The following is a 15676-nucleotide window of genomic DNA, read 5'->3' as shown; positions in this document are numbered from 1 at the left end:
CGCAGCGATCACAGGGGATACTTTCCATCCTGTCTCGTCAGGATGTTGCTTCGCGGCATCAAGCCGCCCACCAGGATTACAACAATCGGCGGCGCCTGCGATTGCGCCCTGACACTCTCAGACCAAGCTCGAGGCTCAGCGTTTGCTAAACCAAGAAAAAGAAACGGCCGCCGCTCCCTGGCCGTCGATGCGCGATGACCTGCAGATAACGCGGGCGCGCGTCGCCGACGGCGGTGGGTTCCTGGTCACCGATCTCGCCAGCGGCGAGCTGTTCGAGTTTAGTCAGGAAGACTACTTCCTTCTTCGCTGTATGGACGGGCGCTCCGGCGCGGAAATGACGATCCATCTGTTCGAGCAGCGCTTCGGCCAGCGCATCACGCCGGAGCAGCTGCGTCTGTTCATCGCCATGGTGGACGAGTGGGGCTTGCTGCGAAACGGCGGCGCCTGGGTGGATCGTACGATCGATGGTCAGACCGTCCCCGACAGCCCGGCACTCGAGATGGATCCCGATGCGGTAGTGCCCGTCGGCGCTGGCGCAGAGCGGGGCGGGCGTCGTCGCGGTGGCGCCGGTGGCCCGCGCGGGCGAGCCCGGCCTATAGCATCGGCGGACGACGCGAGCGGGGCGGATTATGAAGCCATGCTCCGCAGCGAGGTCTCAGGCGATGGCCTCGACGAGGACGAACTGGCCGGCATGCTCGGTGATGACTTCGGTCTCGGCGGCGGCCCGGGCGGCCGGCGCCGCGGCCGCGGTCGCGGTGCTCGGGGTGGCATGGGGGGAGCCGCGTCGCTAGAGGGGGGCGGTGGCTTCGGGGGCGGCGGACGCTTCGGCGGCGGCGCGCGGGCTGGTGCCTTCGGCGGTGGCGGCGGCGGGCCCGGTGATGGCGACGGTGGCGCCTACGAGATTCCCCTAGGGCCCGGTGCTGCGAAGGAGGGCGATGGTCCCTGGGCGGCCTTCGAGGCGGACGAGAAACGTATAGCGTTCACGCTGTTCCGCCCTCAGGGCCTGTTCCGTTTCATCGCCTCCACGCTGATGCCCTTCCGGATCATCTTCATGCTGCTGCCCCTGATCGCTGGCATCGGTTTGGCGACAGTGCTCAGCAACTACGACGTATTCGCGCAGGATGTGGCACGCGAGCGCGGCGGCATTCCCCTGGTGCTGCGCCTGATCTTTAGCTTCCTGACGGTAAATCTAGTTACCGAGATCTCTCGCGGGGTGATTGGCGCCGGCTTGGGCGGCGAAGCCTACAAGTTCGGTATTCGGATGTTCCTTGGGCTGATCCCGCGGTTCTACACGGCCGTACGTGGAATCTCCTGGTTCACGCGACGGGACATACTGTGGCTCTACGGTGGCCCGATCCTGGCGCGGCTCGTGCTCTTCGGCATCGGGGTAGTGACTTGGTGGGGCACGCGCGGCGACGGTACGTTGATCTCGACCGGCGCTATCTTGCTCTCGGTGGTCTCCGTGATCTCCTTGATCTTCAGCTCCAACCCGCTCGCCCGTAACAACGACGGGTATCACGTGCTGGCCGCGATTCTGCAGATTCCGGATCTGCGCAAGCGCGCCAACCGTGCGCTGATGGCGAAGATTCGCGGTAAGAAGGTCCCCGGCGAGGAGACTGATCCTGACTCCGAGCGTGCCCTTCGTGCCTACGCGGCGGGCTCCATGCTCTTCGTACTCATCGTCATCGGGATCGTGCTGTTCATCGCGGCACAATGGCTCGAGACCGAGTATCAGGGCACGGGCGTCGCTATCTTCCTCGCCTTGATGCTCTACATCGTGCTGCACCTTCGCGGGCAGATTCGCCAGCAGAAGGCGCGTGTTGAGGAGTGGAAAGCGGAACAGCGCGCTGAGCGCGTTCGCTCGGCGCTCGCCCAGCGTCGCGGTGGCGGGGTCCCCGCGCTGCCGGGCCCGATGATGGGGGGCGGCGGAGCCGCGCCCGGCGCAGTGCCAGGCGGTGCCGGTGCTGTCAGCGCACCAGGGGCGGGCGCAGCAGCGGCCGGCGGCGGCGGGCGATCGGATAGTAAGCCGAAGTCCAACCCGCTGGTAGGCTGGATACTGATCGCCGTGCTCGGCGTGATCGCTGTTCTGCCCTACAACATTCAGCCCGGCGGGCCTGTGCGGATCATGCCGTCGCAACAGCGCGACGTGCATTCGGAGATCTCGGGCATTGTCGAGGAAGTGTACGTGAGCGGCGGTCAGTACGTGGCTGCAGAAGAGATTATCGCCCGCATCACTAACGCCGAAGAACAACGTAAGGTATCGACCACCAATGCCAGCATTGCCGAGCAGCAAGCAGTGCTCGAGGAGTTGATCGCACGACCTCGTCCGGAAGACGTGCGCCTGGCTCGCCAGGAGCTAGAGACCGCGCGCGTGCAGCTGCAATTCAGCGCAGAAGAGGTGGATCGCCTCAAAAAACTCAGCGATGAGGGCTTTGTCTCCAAAGACGAGTATCAGGAGGCGGTGAAGAAGCGCGACGTCGATCGGGCGCAGGTCGCCGAGGAAGAGGCCAACCTGACTCGTGTGAGTACGCCTGCGCACCCGAAGGAGATCGAGGCCGCGGAGGCACGTCTTTCCGGCCTGCGGGAAGAACTCTCCTACTACCAGGGGCAGCTCGAACGTACGGAACTGCGTATGCCCTTCGATGGCCGAGTGGTCACCCTGAATCTCGAGGACAAGGAAGGCAGGTTCCTAGATAAGGGCGAGTTCTTCGCCACGGTCGAGAATGCCGAGTCCGTCCGCGTCCAGTTCAAGATCCCCCAGTCCGACGTCTCTGAGATCGGCGTAGGGGGCTCGACCTTGGTGAAGTTCTACTCGTATCCGAATCGCACCTTCGAGGGTGAGATCGTGGATATCTCTACGGCCGTGGAGGAGGAAGAAGCGGGTGAGGTGGTGATCGTTACCACGGTGATCCCGAACGAGGACGGCCTGCTCAAGACGGGCATGACGGGTTTCGGCAAGGTGCAGGGAGAGCAGAAGACGGTGATCGAGGCCTTCTCCCGAGCCATCGTGCGGTTTTTCCTAGTCGAAATGTGGTCCTGGCTCCCCTGATGCGGGCTCAGGGTGCGAGGTCCTGTGTTGTCGGGCCGCCGCGAAATGCTCGCGCCGCGGGCGTGGCGCTCTGACCTGTCCAAACTGCCAAAGCGGCCGCGGGGCGCAGGCGCGTGCGCCGCGCCGCGCCTCCTTGCGCAGGCCGTGAGGATTGCGCTAGTGCCGGTCCTGCCTGCACCTGGCGGCAAAGCTAGCTGGGCGGCGGATACGCTCAGCTGTTCGCTCCTGACTTCTACTCCGCTCGAGACCCTCAGCGAGTCCGTAGCGGCAGTCTCGGAGTAGCTTCAGTCAGCCTGGCGGAGCTTAGCGGGTTCTCCCTTGGTGCCCGCGCCCCTAGCCTTTGCGCCTTTTCTTTGCCTTGAACGGGGCGATGACCGGGTTCATCAGGTAGGTGTCGCGCGGCATGGCGAGCAGGTAGGCGATGAATTCGCCGACGCGCTCAGCGGGCAAGGTCTGAGCGGGCTTCAGGGCACCGGGTCCGTTCTGGTCCCACAGCGGTGTAGCAACAGCGTCGGGCAGAACAGTCTGCACTCGAATGCCGTAGCGGCTGACCTCTTCCGCCAGCGATTCAGTCAGCCCCACGATGCCGAATTTGCTCGCGCAGTACGAGCCGTCGAAAGGGCGCCCCTTGAGACCAGAGGTGGAGGAGATGTTGATGATGTCACCTTCGCGCTGTTCCATCATCGCTGGCAGTACGGCGCGGTTACTGAGGAACGTGCCGGTAAGGTTGGTCTCGACGATGGTGTTCCATGCCTCAAGGGTGGTGTCTGCGACGGTCTTCAGCTCGCTTCCCACGCGCAAGATGCCCGCGCAGGCGACGAGGGCATCGATTCGCTCGAAGCGAGCGATGGTTTGCTCGGCCATCCGCTGCATGTCGGCCTCGTCTCGAATGCTGGCCGCCATGGTGAGCAGGTTGGACTCGCTGACACCCGCGCCTAGGAGTTCGCCCTTCACTTCGTTGAGGCCGTCATCGCGCAGATCTACGAGTGCTAAACGGGCCCCTTGGGAGGCGCAGATGTGAGCGCACGCGCGGCCAATGCCGCTGCCGGCGCCGGTGATGATGACGACTCGATCGCTCAGGGGATGACTCATAGCGGGCTCCGTGATCATTGCTATTGTTGGGTGGCGGGCGGGCGCTGCTTGGCGGCAGCTTGCTCGAAGTAGCCACGAAACGGCAATAGGTGGGGGTGCACCAGCACACCGTCGACTGGGTGTCGGGCCAGGAACACCACCGCGTCTGCAAAGTGCTCGGCCTTTACGGCGCCGCCGAAGGGTCGTGCCAAAATGGTCTGATCCACCAGCGGCGTTTCGACCGGGCCGGGGAAAATGACCTGGGCGCGGACACCGTGGCGCTCTTCCTCTTGAGCGATCACTTCCGTTAGGCCGACCATGCCGAACTTCGAGGCGCAGTACGCGGGGCCGAAGGGGGTGCCACGCAGTCCTTGCGGGGTTGTAGATGAGCCGACATTGATGATCTGGCCGCGTCCCTGCGCGCGCATGGTCGGCAGTACCGCGCGGTTGCTCAAGAAGATGCCGCGCAGGTTGACGTTGATCACCTCCTCCCACTCGCTGAGGGGCAACTCGGCGGTGGGGTGGGGCATTACACGCTTTGTGTCTGCTCGCTTGCCCAGGCCGGCACTGGCCACGAGGAGGTCGATGCGTCCGAAGGCGTCCACGGTTCGGTCCGCCATGGCCCGCATGTCCACATCTTTGGCGACGTTGAAGGGCAGGCCTAGGGGTTCAAAGGGCTGGCGCGCCTGCGCGCTCGCTGCGCCAATCAGGGTGAGGCTTTGGGTGAGTCGCTCCATGGAGCGACCGACGACGGCGACTCTCCAGCCGTCTGTCGCTAAGGCGACCGCCACCGCCTGGCCGATCCCGCTGCTGCCACCGGTGACCACAGCAACGGGTGCCTCGGCGCTGTCGATCATCGTAGGCCGGTTTGGCGAGCGCGAGCGGCGATCGCAGCCGCGCGTTTGCGTCCGACCGGCAGGGCTTGGGCTGCGCTTGCACCCGGATGCTCACGCAGGAAGTGATCCAGCAGCTTCACAAAGCGTCGTGGTTTGACCGCTGGGTGAAAGTGGCCGGCTTCCGGCACGATGGCGACGTGCGTACGCGGAATGAGCTTCTCAAGCTGTCGACAGGATGGAATGCAGTGCGAGAGCGCGCCGTACATGGCGAGGGTCGGCACGCGGATTCGCGCGATGGCCTCCCGGGTCAGCGGCTGTTCATCGGCGAATTCCGCCTTGGCGCTCGTCTGCTCCATGAGTTCCGTCCAGCGCGCGGCTCCCTTACGCCCCATGTCGCGACGGCGTAGGGAGGGGGCGCCTTTGCCGGCGCCGCGTGCGCCGGCGGCCGCCGCGCGACGCGCTGCGCGCTTCTTGTTCAGCGGCGCCGGGAGCTGCGTGTCCTCGGTGAGGGCTGCCGGGGAGCCACTGGCGAGGGCGCCGTGAGCGAAGCCGGAAGACAGGTCGTTAAAGTGCTTCAGCAGCTCGAAGGTGATGATTTCCTCGTCGTCGGGAAGCCCTCGGTGACCCATATCCACGAGTTCGCGCTTCCACCGAGGCCAGTGCGGCCACTCGCGCAGACGCATCGGGCCCTGCAGGCACTTCGCCTGAGTATCGGCGATCGTGAGCGTCGCTTGGCGGTGCGGCGCGAGTACGGCGTGGGCTAGGGCCACGCGAGCGCCGAAGCTGTGACCGACGATGTGGGCCCTCTCGATCTCCAGGTGATCGAGCAGGCCATTGAGGTCCTCTACCATGTGCGGCAGCAGGTAATCGTGGCGAGGCATGTCGCTCCCGCCGTGTCCGCGCAGGTCGTAGCAGACGATATGGTAGTCGCGTGCCAACACGCGCCCTACGCTCATGAACCAGAAAGCGAGGTTGGCGCCCAGACCGTGGATTAGCACAATGGTCTCGCCAGCACCTGCGCGCTGGAAATGGATGGTGGGCTGGTTGCCGACGACCAGGTTGGGCATCACGTACTCTCTGCTGAGCGCGCCTTAGGGGCGACGCCGGGCTGGTGGCGGTCCCGCGCCCGTCGGGAACCCCGCCGAGGGCTAGACCTCACCTACGTGCACGCAGGCTCCTCGAGACCGACCCGAGGCCCGGTGCGCGCAGCGACGGCGCTGCCGGAAGCCAGTCGGCGCAGCGCCCCGGCCATCGGCCGGGGCACTGCGAACGATCAGCTGGCGAGCTTGTCGCGTAAGAACCCGGCGATCTCCTGGATCGTCAGGTCGTCGACGTAGTCCCCATCGCGCATGAACAGCTGCTCGAAGGGCAGGCCGCTCTGCTCAAAGTGCTGCTCTAGATGTACGGCGAGCTGTACGATATCGATCGATTCGAACTCGAGATCTCCCATCAGGCTGGTGCCCGGCGAGATGGCAGAAACGTTGTCCAGGTCCCAGTCGGACACCATTTCGTTGATCACTGAGATGACGCCATTCTCGACGTCGTCGCTGCCCTGTGCTGCGGTCATTTCGTTGTTTGACATAGTCCTTAGAACTCAAGGAGTGATGGGTTTGAACGCGTGCTGACGGGCTTGTCGCGCGGTAACGACAACGGGCCGTCCGCAAGACTTCCTATCGCAGTGCATCGCGAATCATCCACGCTCGGATTTGGGTTGTCAACGAATCAGTTCGCACAAAAACGAGTGCGACAAAAACGCTCATAAACTCGCAAAGAGTCGCTCATTAACAACGAGTTAACACGACGTAAGGCCGTGTGATAGCTCTACTACGAACTCGTGCGGAAAACGCGATCAGTGCAATTGACGTGGCGCAGCAGAGCGCGCACACTCACTTTCCTTCACCGCCGAACTACAAGCGCTCCGGACGGTGTGTGCGGCTCCACGCACGGCCGTTCGGGAGGCAACATAAACGAATAGAGGTCAATTGGATGGCTACTTCTTCCTCGGGAGAGTGGACTCCCAAGGCCCGACGACTCGGTCGCGGCGTCAAAGCGCATATGGAGCTCGGCAAGGCTCATATGCAGGCGGAGCGCTACGACGACGCCCTGGCCGAGTACGAAGCGGTCATCGAGCAGAATCCAAACCTTGCCCCGGCGCACGTCGCCATCGGCAACGTCTACTACAAGCAAGGCAACTTCGAGGGTGCGCTCAAGCACTATCAGTCAGCCGTCACCATCGACGAGAAGCTCGCACCGGCCCATATGCTGAGCGGCAATGCGCGACTCAAGCTTGGGGACTCCGCCGGTGCCCTCGGCGAGTACGAGCAAGCGCTCAAGCTCGACCCGAAGCTCACCAGCGCGCAGGTGCGCGCAGGTCAGCTATATGCAAAGGAAGAGCGCTACGAGCCTGCAGAAAAGGCCCTGCGCGAGGCGCTGCGCCTCAACCCACAACTGACTGCTGCCCGCCTGCTGATTGCCAACATCAAGCAGAAACAGGGCGAGGATGAAGCGGCAATCGGCGAGCTGCAGCACGCTGTGCGCAGCAAGGCCGACCTCTGGGCTGGGCACTACCAGCTCGGTCGCCTGCACATGAAGAAGTCTGATCACGGGGCCGCTCGAGACGCCTTTGAGCACGTGGTCAAGCTGCAGGCGGACAACCCGTTAGGGCATTTCTGGCTCGGTATGGCACAACGCGAACTCGGCGACAACGCTGCCGCTGAGCAGGCGCTGCGCGAGGCGGTACGATTGAACCCTCAGATGCCTGCCGCAAAGATGCAGCTCGCCCGCACGCTGCAGTCGAGTGAGAAGTACGACGAGGCCCTGTCGCTGTTGAGGCAGATGGTCAAACATAAGAGCGACTCCGTCACCATCCATGTCATGATCGGGGACGTCCACTTTGCGCAGGGGCATCACCAGGAAGCCGTAGAAGAATATGAAGCGGCCATGCTGCACGGCGAAGACCTGGCGGAGAAGTACCCCGAGTTAGAGAAGGTCAAATCGTCATCGCGAGATGTGAAGGCGAAAGCGCAGGCCTACCGGGATGCCTTCGCAAAGGTCACCGCCGAACGCGTGGAAGACCGCGAACAGTCCCGAGAAAAGCCGCAGCAAAAGCGTCGCAAGCGGCGCGCGCTACGCCTTCGCAAGCGCGGTGGTGCTGGCAGCTAGGTCTGCGCAACGAACAAGAAACAACAACAACCAGGTGAGCGGGTGAGCGGTGCGTCGGCTTCGGCGCAGCTTCAGGAACTGCGACAGGTGACGGCGACGCTGCGGGTACCCCGTCGCGTAGGATCGACGCAACAGGGCGAGATTGTCCGCGTACATCGGCTAGATTCACGAACGAACCGATACGCCCACGCAGCCCACTCGAGACGACAGAGATCGACGGTGGCGGCCTGGTGACTGAAGCGTCAACCCATACCTCGTGCCGATGTCCGCCGCGACCGGGTGGTGGCACGAGCAGGCAGCCCCGGGGGCGGTCTCGGCGCTCACACAGCTAACGCCGGCGGCGCGCCGCTGACATACGACAACGCCAGGAGCACATACCCATGGCAGAGACCAATGCGAACGAGTCGGCGGATCAGCGCCGCGAGAAACTGAAAGCTTTGCGCGAGCGGCGCGGCCCCGGGAACCGCAAGCCCGCTGCGGCAGGCCCTGGTGCTGGGGCTGGCGGTGGCGAGGGCGGTGATCGTCGCGCGAAGCTGCGCCAAATCATGCAACAGCGCGCCGACGGCGGCGCCAAAGCCGGCGCCAAGGCCGGCGCCAAGATGGGCAAAATGGGCGGCAAGATGGGGGCCAAGGCTGGCGGTAAGATGGGCGCGAAAGCCGGCGGCGACAAGCGCGCCAAGCTCATGAAGGCCATGAAGAACCCTCAGCAGCGAGAGAAGCTCATGGAGCGCTTCCCGCAGCTGCGCGAGAAGATGGGCGGCGCTGGCGCCAAGGGTGGAAAAGGTGCCAAGGGTGCGAAAGCGGCCCGCCGCGGTGGAGCGGCCGGCGGCGGCGACAACCCTGCCTTAGGCCGCCAGGTAAAGGCCCTCGAAGGTCGCGTGGCTGAGCTCGAGCGCGAACTGAAGAAGGTTCGCGTCGACGATCCGAAGAAGCCTAACAGCGCAAAATAAGAGAACAAAAAGACTCCCGATCGACGGGGTGAGTTGAGCATGTCCGGAGACAGCCGAATGGACGAACAGACGCGAGCGGAAGCGCAGTCCCCGCGCGGAAGGCGGCAACAACGGCCAGCCGATGTTGCCATCATCGGAATCGGTGCGGCGCTGCCCGGTGCGCGCAGCGCGCGGGAGTACTGGGAGAACATCCTCGATCGCGTAGACGCGATCACCGAGATCCCCCCTCACCGCTGGGACTGGCGACTGTACTTCGATGCAGATCGCAACGCGCCGGACAAGATTTACTCCAAGTGGGGCGGCTTCCTGCCGGACATGCCCTTCGATCCTCTCAAGTACGGCATTCCGCCGAACGCCATCAAGGCCGTCGATCCGCTTCAGCTCATGACTCTTGAGGTGGTACGTCAGGCCCTCGAGGACGCTGGCTACGGTGAGCGTGAATTCGACCGCGAGCGGGCGTCGATCATTCTCGGCGCGAGCGGCGGCGCCGGTGATGTGGGCGCTCAGTATGCCGTCCGGTCAGAGCTGCCGCGATTCGCGGGCGCGCTCGATGGTGAAACTGCCCAGCGCCTGCCGAGTTGGACCGAGGACAGCTTCGCGGGAATCTTGCTGAACGTGGCTGCCGGCCGCGCCGCGAATCGCTTTGACTTCGGTGGCCTGAACTACATCGTCGATTCTGCCTGCGCCTCTTCGCTCACGGCCGTCTATCAGGCGGTGAGCGAACTAGAGGCGGGCCGCAGCGACCTTGCTGTCGCCGGCGGCGTCGACACGGTGCAAGGTCCGTTCGGATACCTGTGTTTCTCGAAAACTCAGGCGCTAAGTCCGCGCGGGCGCTGTCGTACCTTCGACACGTCTGCTGATGGCATCGTCATCTCCGAGGGGATCGCGATGCTCGTGCTCAAGCGCGTCGAGGACGCGGAGCGCGACGGCGACCGGATCTACGCTGTGATCAAGGGCGTAGGGGGATCGAGTGACGGTCGCGCGCGCAGCATGACGGCACCGCACCCGGACGGTCAGATCCGCGCCCTAGAGCGCGCCTACGACGCAGCCGGTTACTCCCCGCAGAGCGTCGGACTATTTGAAGCCCACGGCACGGGTACCGTCGCCGGCGATACGGCTGAGCTTGAAACCGTGACCCGCTTGCTCGGCGAGCACGGGGCCAAGCCGAAGCAATCCGTGATCGGTTCGGTCAAAACCATGATCGGGCACACCAAAGCCTCGGCCGGCGTCGCCGGGCTGATCAAGACCTCCCTCGCCCTGTATCACAAGGTGCTTCCTCCGCATGCGAATGTGGAGAAGGCCAACTCCCGCATCGCGGATGCCGATAGCCCCTTGACCATCGTCGATCAAGCGCAGCCTTGGGTGAGCGATGGGCCGCGACGGGCTGGGGTCAGCGCGTTTGGATTTGGTGGCACCAACTTCCACGTCACCCTCGAGGAGCACGCAGCGGAGCGACCTGCGCACGAGGGGGCAGCCCTTCGCGACGCGTGGCCCGCGGAGCTACTGATCTTCTCAGGTTCTGGCGTGCACGAAGTGGGCGAGCGCATCGAGCAGGTGGCGGCACAGCTCGAAGCCGGTGCCCAGCCGACCCTGCGTGACCTGGCTTACTCGCTCGCTCGTCAGTACACGCCAGGCGATCGAGTGGCGACCCTCGTCGCACGGGCCGGCGACGATCTGCCTACTTTCCTACGTATGCTGCTGGCGCATGTTCGAGCCCCCGAGCGGGCCCCGTTGCCGCCGCAGGCTGCGTTCACGGCCAGCCCGCTCGCTGGTCGCGGTCAGTTAGCGGTTATGTTCGCCGGCCAAGGGTCGCAGTACCCGAACATGTTGCGCGAGGTGGCGCTTGCCTTCCCGGAGATCGCGCAGGTTCTCAAGGGTGCGGATCAATGGCTCGCCGACGAGATCGAGCGGGCGGTGCCCGGCAGCCGCTTGTCGCGGCTCATCTACACGCAAGCCTTGTTGTCGCCGCAGGAGGAGCAGGAGGCGGTCGGCACCCTGATGCGTCCGGAGATCGCCCAGCCGGCTCTAGGCGTGGTCGAGGCGGGTCTGTGGCAACTTCTACAGCGCTTCGGCCTCAAACCCGATATGGCGGCCGGTCACAGCTACGGCGAGTACGCCGCCCTCTACGCGGCTGGCGTTGTCGATCTCGAGTCCTTTATCCGCCTCTCCGAAGCCCGTGGTCGCTTTATTGTCGAGGCCGCGAAAGGGCGCGATCTCGGCACCATGGCGGCCGTGCAGGCTGACAGGGGCGATGTCGAGCAGATCGCCCAGGATTACACCGACGTCCTGGTGGCTAATCACAACGCGCCCAAGCAGAGCATCCTCTCAGGTTCGCGTGAGTCGATTGGCGCCGCCGTCGAGCGCTTGCTCGAGGCAGGCTTCGACGCTAAGCCGCTCAAAGTGGGGGCGGCCTTCCATTCGCCCTTTGTCTCGCCGGCCGCTACCGAACTGGCCAACTTCATGGCGCAGGTACCGTTCCGCGTGCCGGATTTCCCCGTTTACTCGAACACCACTGCGAGGCCGCACGAGCGCAGCCCCGAGGGTATTCGCCGGATCCTCGCGGAGCACCTCGGCTCACCGGTTGAGTTCGTGGCCGAGGTTGAGGCCATGTACCGGGATGGCGCACGGGTCTTCGTCGGTCTGGGACCAAAGAACGTGCAGGCGAGCTTAATCGATCAGATCCTCGAGGGTCGCGAGCATTGCGTTGTGCGTATCGATGATCACGAGGGTGGTCTGAAAGGATTGGTGCAGGGTGTTGGTACCTTGCTTACCCAGGGCGTTAAGCTGGATGTTAGCCCGCTGTTCGCACAGCGAGAGTGCCGCGAGATCGATCTAGCGAACCTCGCGTCTGCATCGCGCGAGCAGGAGATTGGGCCGCACATCTGGATGCTCAACGGCAGTGCCGCACGCCGCGCCCTCGACGCGCCGCGCCAGCCGCTGACCGTTGAGGAAGTCGCCGATCGCCAATCAGCGCTCAGCTCGAGCTCGCCTCCAGTCATGACAGGCACGTCCGCCGCGTCGGCGCCGGCGCCGAGCACGACTGCCCCCACGCCAACTTCCCCGTCGACTGCTCCCACCCCCGCCCCCGCGCAGGCACCTGGAGCGGCGACATTCCCGGGCGTCGCCACGGCGACCGCCCACCCGGTAGCTAGCCCTCTGACCTCTCGACCAGAACAACCATTGCACAAGGAGACAACCGTGTCTGAACGACCCGGAAGCGGTGATGCACCGCCGGCGCAGGATTACTACGCGCCCTTAGAAGGTGAGCGGGAGTCCGTGCTCGCGCTCTACCAAGACACGATGCGCCAGTTCCTGGCTACGCAGGAGAGCGTGATGACCGCCTACCTGACCGGCACGCCTGCGGCGTCTCGCGAAGGCGGAGCGTTGCTTGCGGCTCGGCGCGCGGCACCGCGCGTGCGACGGGTGGCTGCACCGGTGGTGCCCCAGGTCGCGGCGCCTGCCCCGACTGCGGCGCCGGTGGAGGTGCCCGCGCCAGCAGCCGTAGTCGCTCCCGCCCCAGCGCCCGTTCCCGCACCCGCACCCGCACCCGTCCCTGCGCCCGTCGCGGCCGTGCCCCCACCGCCGCCTACACCGGCACCAACGCCAACGCCAGCTCCGACACCTGCGCCGGCGACAGCCGCCGCAGCGGGCAGTGGCGACCCGGAGTCGGTCAAGAGCTTGCTGCTCGGCATCGTGGAAGAGCGCACGGGTTACCCGCAGAGCATGCTCGGCCTCGACCAGAACCTGGAGGCCGATCTCGGCATCGACTCGATCAAGCGAGTTGAGATCGTCGGCGCCCTGACCAAGCAACTCCCGGCGGCGCTCGTCGGAGGCCGGGAGGACGAGGTCACCGAGGCACTAAACGGTCAGACCACGCTGCAGGGCATGATCGACTGGCTAAGCGCAGGTGCAACGCAGAAGGAGGCTGCTGCAGCCCCTTTTGAGTTGACCGGGGCGGAGGAAGCGGGCTGCGCCGCTCTGCCCCGGTTCATCGTTCAGGCGCAGCCGGAGGGTGTTAGTGGGGTGACGGTCGATCCGCTTGCCGCTGGCCTCTTCGTGATTACACGGCATAGCGGCTTATCGGCGCAGGTGGCCGACGCCGTCGAGGCTCAGCTACAGGCGGAGCCTGGTGTTGCAGTCGCCTACTGGGACATTCCGGCGGCCGTCGATGAGACTGCGTTCGAAGCGTGGCTCGCGCAGGTACAAGCCGAGCATGGTCCACTTCGCGGTGTGATCCACACCGCGTGCCTGTCGGCGCCCGTACTGGCGTTGGGGAGTACCTCATTGGAGGGGTTTGGCACGGTCACCGGGTGGACGGAGAAGGCCTTTGCTCAGCTGCTTCGCGCCGGCGGGGCGGAGCTGTCGCAGGGCGGCCGGGTAGTCGCCGGTACAGCGCTCGGTGGTCGCTTCGGCCGTGGCCAGGATCGGATCGGCGGTGTCGCGCCCCAGGGGGGCGTCGTGGGCCTCATAAAGTCTGTAGGCGAGGAATGGCCTGAGGCACAGCTCAAGGTGGTCGATCTGGATCCTGCTCGACCGATCGATGAGTTGGCGACCACGCTGCTGACGGAGCTGCGCTTGCCCGGTGGGCGGATCGAGACGGGATACCCCGGCGGGGTTCGCCACGTGTTCCGATCCGTTGCTGTGCCGGTACAGCGCAGCGAAGCGCCCAGTCCCCTGCGCTTGCCTTGCGCGGATTGGATCGTGTTCGCTACAGGCGGTGCCCGCGGGGTGACGGCAGAAGTGCTGCGGACGATCGCAGCCACCGGAGCTACCTTGGTGCTGGCTGGCCGCAAACCGTTGCCCGAGGCGACCCCAGCGGCCTACGAGGGACTGGACGCGAATGCACTGCGTGGTCAGCTCCTGCGAGAGGCCCAAGCAAGCGGTGAAGCCCTGCGGCCGGTCGATGTGAATCGGCGAGTCCAATCGATCCTGCAGGATCGGGAAATCTTAGCCAACCTCGCTGACTTTCAAGCCCTGGGGGCCACCGTCGAGTATCGCGTTTGCGACGTCCGGGACGAGGCGCAGGTCGCATCGACGCTAGACGACCTGTACGCTCGTTTCGGCCGCGTCGATGGCGTCGTACATGGCGCCGGTATCCTCGAGGACAAGCTCCTCGCGGACAAAACGCCCGACAGCTTCGCTCGCGTCTTCGACACGAAGGTCGATAGCGCCTTTCTCCTCGCCCGGCGCTTGCGTACGGATACGCTGAAGTTCTTCGCGCTCTTTACTTCGGTGGCCGGTCGCTACGGCAACAGTGGGCAGACGGACTACGCTACGGCAAACGAGTTACTCAACCGCATGGCGTGCCAACTGCACGCCCTGTGGCACGGGCGGGTGAAGGTATCCGCCATGAACTGGGGGCCCTGGGAGGGCAGCCGGCACGGCCAGGGGATGGTCACGCCCGAGACGCGACGTAAGTTTGAGTCGCGCGGGGTGCGCCTGGTGCCTGCTGCGGGCGGTGCCGCCGCTTTCTTCGACGAGATCGTGCACGCCCCCTTGGAAGATGTGGAAGTGGTGTTTGGCGAGGGTCCCTGGGAGCAGCACGAGCTAGATGCGGGCGCCTGGCGAGCCGAAAGCGCTACGCCGCTGATCCAGGCCGTGACCGGGGAGGGCCCGAAGTGGCCACTGCTGGCGGGCATGCAGTCGACGTCCAGCGAGGGCGGGGTGCTGCTGTACCGACGAATCCACACGGGCCTGGACCACTATCTCGCCGAGCACCTGCTAGATGACATTCCGGTGCTACCCGCTGCGGTCGCGGTCGAGCTGTTCGCCGAATGCGCTGGCAGCCTATGGCCGAATCGCTACGTCACCGAGGTGGTGGATCTGCGGGTGATGCGCGGTTTGCGCCTAGATGACGGTGGCTTCGACGCTCAAGTGCTGGTCAGCCGGCCCGTGACTGAGAGCGGGGATGCCGACTTCGAGGTGGCTCTGGAGCTGCGTACGGCGGGGCTGGCCGGACCGCCGCACTACCGCGGCATCGTTCGCCTGGCCAGCGAGGTCCCTGAACCCACGGCATACCAGTCTGTCCTGCACCCGGCGGCGTCGCCGGTGTCGGCGCGCCAAGCCTATCAGGAGCGCCTGTTCCACGGTCCCTGTTTCCAGACTGTTACCCGCCTAGCGGGGATCGATGCCCACGGGGCCTTGGCTGAAGTGCAGGCGAGCGAGCCAAGCGAGTGGCTGCCGCAAGTACGGGCGTCCAATGGCTGGTTGTTTGATCCAGGCTGGACCGATGCGGCTGCCCAGATGGGTCTGCTTTGGGCCCACGCCATGGAGGCGGAGTCCGCTCTGCCAAGTCGCTTCGGCCGCGTACGGCGCTTTGGTGAGGGATCGCTCGGGCCGTCGCGTATGCACTTCCTAGTGTATCCGGAGCGCCCGCCCCATCAGGTGCGGGCCGATGTCGCTTTCGTCGACCAGGACGGTCGGCTGCGCCTGTACATCGAGCGTCTGGAGTGCACGTCCAGTCCAGCGCTCAATCGTCTGGGTGGCACCTGGAAGGGCGAGATCTGCGTCTGACACGGTGGCGCAGTGCCTGCGCGGTACTGCGCCCCGGTTCCTAACGAGACGGCAAGGTGCGTGCGCCTCACAGGCATCACCACCATGAGACCGCG

At 65.2% G+C, this 15676-nt stretch carries 8 protein-coding genes; 4 read left to right on the top strand and 4 right to left on the bottom strand.

What is annotated here, in order from left to right:
• The first annotated feature begins 142 nt into the window (after positions 1-142).
• Positions 143-3049, top strand: a complete 2907-nt coding sequence (locus AAGA68_17460; GenBank protein MEM9386852.1) for an efflux RND transporter periplasmic adaptor subunit — start codon at positions 143-145, stop codon at positions 3047-3049.
• A 333-nt stretch (positions 3050-3382) separates the two neighbouring features.
• Here AAGA68_17460 and AAGA68_17455 read toward each other — a convergent pair whose 3' ends face one another.
• The 4 genes from AAGA68_17455 to AAGA68_17440 form a co-directional block, all read right to left on the bottom strand.
• A complete protein-coding gene (locus tag AAGA68_17455) occupies positions 3383-4141 on the bottom strand; it encodes an SDR family oxidoreductase (GenBank protein ID MEM9386851.1) in 759 nt (252 codons plus the stop codon).
• A 20-nt stretch (positions 4142-4161) separates the two neighbouring features.
• A complete protein-coding gene (locus AAGA68_17450; protein ID MEM9386850.1) occupies positions 4162-4977 on the bottom strand; it encodes an SDR family oxidoreductase in 816 nt (271 codons plus the stop codon).
• On the bottom strand, positions 4974-6023 hold the full coding sequence (locus AAGA68_17445; protein MEM9386849.1) for an alpha/beta hydrolase: 1050 nt from the start codon (positions 6021-6023) through the stop codon (positions 4974-4976). The genes AAGA68_17450 and AAGA68_17445 overlap by 4 nt, the downstream gene beginning before the upstream one ends.
• A gap of 206 nt (positions 6024-6229) precedes the next feature.
• Positions 6230-6538: a phosphopantetheine-binding protein gene (locus AAGA68_17440; protein MEM9386848.1), complete on the bottom strand. Its 309-nt coding sequence runs from the start codon at positions 6536-6538 to the stop codon at positions 6230-6232.
• A gap of 404 nt (positions 6539-6942) precedes the next feature.
• On the opposite strand from AAGA68_17440, the gene AAGA68_17435 reads away from it, so the two are divergent.
• The 3 genes from AAGA68_17435 (at position 6943) to AAGA68_17425 (ending at position 15581) form a co-directional block, all read left to right on the top strand.
• Positions 6943-8118: a tetratricopeptide repeat protein gene (locus AAGA68_17435; GenBank protein MEM9386847.1), complete on the top strand. Its 1176-nt coding sequence runs from the start codon at positions 6943-6945 to the stop codon at positions 8116-8118.
• A 380-nt stretch (positions 8119-8498) separates the two neighbouring features.
• Positions 8499-9068 (top strand): hypothetical protein, encoded by a 570-nt coding sequence (locus tag AAGA68_17430; protein MEM9386846.1) that lies wholly within the window; start codon positions 8499-8501, stop codon positions 9066-9068.
• Positions 9069-9125: 57 nt separating this feature from the next.
• Complete coding sequence (locus AAGA68_17425) at positions 9126-15581, top strand: SDR family oxidoreductase (GenBank protein MEM9386845.1); 6456 nt, start codon at positions 9126-9128, stop codon at positions 15579-15581.
• Positions 15582-15676 lie beyond the last annotated feature (95 nt).

The organism is Pseudomonadota bacterium, from assembly GCA_039193195.1.
Lineage (GTDB): Bacteria > Pseudomonadota > Gammaproteobacteria > Steroidobacterales > JBCBZW01 > JBCBZW01.
Note: the sequence above shows the minus strand (reverse complement) of the source record. Positions and strands in the feature narration are given on the sequence as shown.

Bases quoted from the DNA above. Each gene is read 5' to 3' on its own strand.
- AAGA68_17425 (MEM9386845.1), top strand. From the start codon at position 9,126: ATGGACGAACAGACGCGAGCGGAAGCGCAGTCCCCGCGCGGAAGGCGG.
- AAGA68_17445 (MEM9386849.1), bottom strand. From the start codon at position 6,023: ATGCCCAACCTGGTCGTCGGCAACCAGCCCACCATCCATTTCCAGCGC.
- AAGA68_17430 (MEM9386846.1), top strand. From the start codon at position 8,499: ATGGCAGAGACCAATGCGAACGAGTCGGCGGATCAGCGCCGCGAGAAA.
- AAGA68_17455 (MEM9386851.1), bottom strand. From the start codon at position 4,141: ATGAGTCATCCCCTGAGCGATCGAGTCGTCATCATCACCGGCGCCGGC.
- AAGA68_17450 (MEM9386850.1), bottom strand. From the start codon at position 4,977: ATGATCGACAGCGCCGAGGCACCCGTTGCTGTGGTCACCGGTGGCAGC.
- AAGA68_17440 (MEM9386848.1), bottom strand. From the start codon at position 6,538: ATGTCAAACAACGAAATGACCGCAGCACAGGGCAGCGACGACGTCGAG.
- AAGA68_17435 (MEM9386847.1), top strand. From the start codon at position 6,943: ATGGCTACTTCTTCCTCGGGAGAGTGGACTCCCAAGGCCCGACGACTC.